The following is a 3309-nucleotide window of genomic DNA, read 5'->3' as shown; positions in this document are numbered from 1 at the left end:
ATGACCTACTCTCACATGGGGAGACCCCACACTACCATCGGCGATGCATCGTTTCACTACTGAGTTCGGGATGGGATCAGGTGGTTCCAATGCTCTATGGTCGTCAAGAAATTCTGTTGCCAGAATGTCCAGATGGACAGCCTAGCGAATTCGGATATGTGATGTTGTGATGTACATTCGAACTTTCGGTTCGTGTGTCTTCACCACCGCAATCTGCATGAGCAAATTGCTTGGGTGTTATATGGTCAAGCCTCACGGGCAATTAGTATTGGTTAGCTCAACGCCTCACAGCGCTTACACACCCAACCTATCAACGTCGTAGTCTTCGACGGCCCTTTAGGGGATTCTAGATCCCAGTGAGATCTCATCTTGAGGCAAGTTTCCCGCTTAGATGCTTTCAGCGGTTATCTCTTCCGAACATAGCTACCCGGCAATGCCACTGGCGTGACAACCGGAACACCAGAGGTTCGTCCACTCCGGTCCTCTCGTACTAGGAGCAGCCCCTCTCAAATCTCAAACGTCCACGGCAGATAGGGACCGAACTGTCTCACGACGTTCTAAACCCAGCTCGCGTACCACTTTAAATGGCGAACAGCCATACCCTTGGGACCGGCTTCAGCCCCAGGATGTGATGAGCCGACATCGAGGTGCCAAACACCGCCGTCGATATGAACTCTTGGGCGGTATCAGCCTGTTATCCCCGGAGTACCTTTTATCCGTTGAGCGATGGCCCTTCCATACAGAACCACCGGATCACTAAGACCTACTTTCGTACCTGCTCGACGTGTTTGTCTCGCAGTCAAGCGCGCTTTTGCCTTTATACTCTACGACCGATTTCCGACCGGTCTGAGCGCACCTTCGTACTCCTCCGTTACTCTTTGGGAGGAGACCGCCCCAGTCAAACTACCCACCATACACTGTCCTCGATCCGGATAACGGACCTGAGTTAGAACCTCAAAGTTGCCAGGGTGGTATTTCAAGGATGGCTCCATGAGAACTGGCGTCCCCACTTCAAAGCCTCCCACCTATCCTACACAAGCAAATTCAAAGTCCAGTGCAAAGCTATAGTAAAGGTTCACGGGGTCTTTCCGTCTAGCCGCGGATACACTGCATCTTCACAGCGATTTCAATTTCACTGAGTCTCGGGTGGAGACAGCGCCGCCATCGTTACGCCATTCGTGCAGGTCGGAACTTACCCGACAAGGAATTTCGCTACCTTAGGACCGTTATAGTTACGGCCGCCGTTTACCGGGGCTTCGATCAAGAGCTTCGCTTGCGCTAACCCCATCAATTAACCTTCCGGCACCGGGCAGGCGTCACACCCTATACGTCCACTTTCGTGTTTGCAGAGTGCTGTGTTTTTAATAAACAGTCGCAGCGGCCTGGTATCTTCGACCGGCATGGGCTTACGGAGCAAGTCCTTAACCCTCGCCGGCGCACCTTCTCCCGAAGTTACGGTGCCATTTTGCCTAGTTCCTTCACCCGAGTTCTCTCAAGCGCCTTGGTATTCTCTACCTAACCACCTGTGTCGGTTTGGGGTACGGTTCCCAGTTATCTGAAGCTTAGGAGCTTTTCTTGGAAGCATGGCATCAACCACTTCGTCGCCTAAAGGCAACTCGTCATCAGCTCTCGGCCTTGAAATCCCGGATTTGCCTAAGATTTCAGCCTACCACCTTAAACTTGGACAACCAACGCCAAGCTGGCCTAGCCTTCTCCGTCCCTCCATCGCAATAACTGCAAGTACAGGAATATTAACCTGTTTTCCATCGACTACGCTTTTCAGCCTCGCCTTAGGGACCGACTAACCCTGCGTCGATTAACGTTGCGCAGGAAACCTTGGTCTTTCGGCGTGGGAGTTTTTCACTCCCATTGTCGTTACTCATGTCAGCATTCGCACTTCTGATACCTCCAGCAAGCTTCTCAACTCACCTTCACAGGCTTACAGAACGCTCCTCTACCGCATCATCATAAGATGATACCCGTAGCTTCGGTGCATGGTTTGAGCCCCGTTACATCTTCCGCGCAGGCCGACTCGACTAGTGAGCTATTACGCTTTCTTTAAAGGGTGGCTGCTTCTAAGCCAACCTCCTAGCTGTCTAAGCCTTCCCACATCGTTTCCCACTTAACCATGACTTTGGGACCTTAGCTGACGGTCTGGGTTGTTTCCCTTTTCACGACGGACGTTAGCACCCGCCGTGTGTCTCCCATGCTCGGCACTTGTAGGTATTCGGAGTTTGCATCGGTTTGGTAAGTCGGGATGACCCCCTAGCCGAAACAGTGCTCTACCCCCTACAGTGATACATGAGGCGCTACCTAAATAGCTTTCGAGGAGAACCAGCTATCTCCGAGCTTGATTAGCCTTTCACTCCGATCCACAGGTCATCCGCTAACTTTTCAACGGTAGTCGGTTCGGTCCTCCAGTCAGTGTTACCTAACCTTCAACCTGCCCATGGATAGATCGCCCGGTTTCGGGTCTATACCCAGCGACTAAACGCCCTATTAAGACTCGCTTTCGCTACGCCTCCCCTATTCGGTTAAGCTCGCCACTGAATATAAGTCGCTGACCCATTATACAAAAGGTACGCAGTCACCTAACAAGTAGGCTCCCACTGCTTGTACGCATACGGTTTCAGGATCTATTTCACTCCCCTCTCCGGGGTTCTTTTCGCCTTTCCCTCACGGTACTAGTTCACTATCGGTCAGTCAGTAGTATTTAGCCTTGGAGGATGGTCCCCCCATATTCAGACAAAGTTTCTCGTGCTCCGTCCTACTCGATTTCATTGATAAGAGATTTTCGTGTACGGGGCTATCACCCACTATGGCCGCACTTTCCAGAGCGTTCCACTAATCTCAAACCAACTTAAGGGCTGGTCCCCGTTCGCTCGCCACTACTAAGGGAATCTCGGTTGATTTCTTTTCCTCAGGGTACTTAGATGTTTCAGTTCCCCTGGTTCGCCTCTTGCACCTATGTATTCAGTACAAGATACTCAGCTTATGCTGAGTGGGTTCCCCCATTCAGAGATCTCTGGATCACAGTCTGTTTGCCGACTCCCCAAAGCTTATCGCAGGCTACCACGTCTTTCATCGCCTCTGACTGCCAAGGCATCCACCGTATGCGCTTCTTCACTTGACCATATAACCCCAAGCAATCTGGTTATACTGTGAAGACGACATTCGCCGAAAATTCGCATGCTGCTCAGTTAAGAGCACATCACAAATTTTACCTTAGCCTGATCCACTACCAGTGAAAGTAGTGTTCAGTCTATTTCTATCACATATCCGAATTTTTAAAGAACGATCTGACAAAAG

Annotated in this window: 2 rRNA genes; both read right to left on the bottom strand. The window is 50.9% G+C overall.

What is annotated here, in order from left to right:
• Positions 1-108 (bottom strand): 5S ribosomal RNA (gene rrf, locus HU770_RS26635); the annotation flags it as partial.
• Positions 109-241: 133 nt separating this feature from the next.
• Positions 242-3133 (bottom strand): 23S ribosomal RNA (locus HU770_RS26630).
• Positions 3134-3309 lie beyond the last annotated feature (176 nt).

The organism is Pseudomonas sp. SWRI68, from assembly GCF_014269165.1.
In the GTDB taxonomy this organism is placed as follows: domain Bacteria; phylum Pseudomonadota; class Gammaproteobacteria; order Pseudomonadales; family Pseudomonadaceae; genus Aquipseudomonas; species Aquipseudomonas capeferrum.
This window is presented reverse-complemented; position numbering and strand designations above follow the sequence as displayed.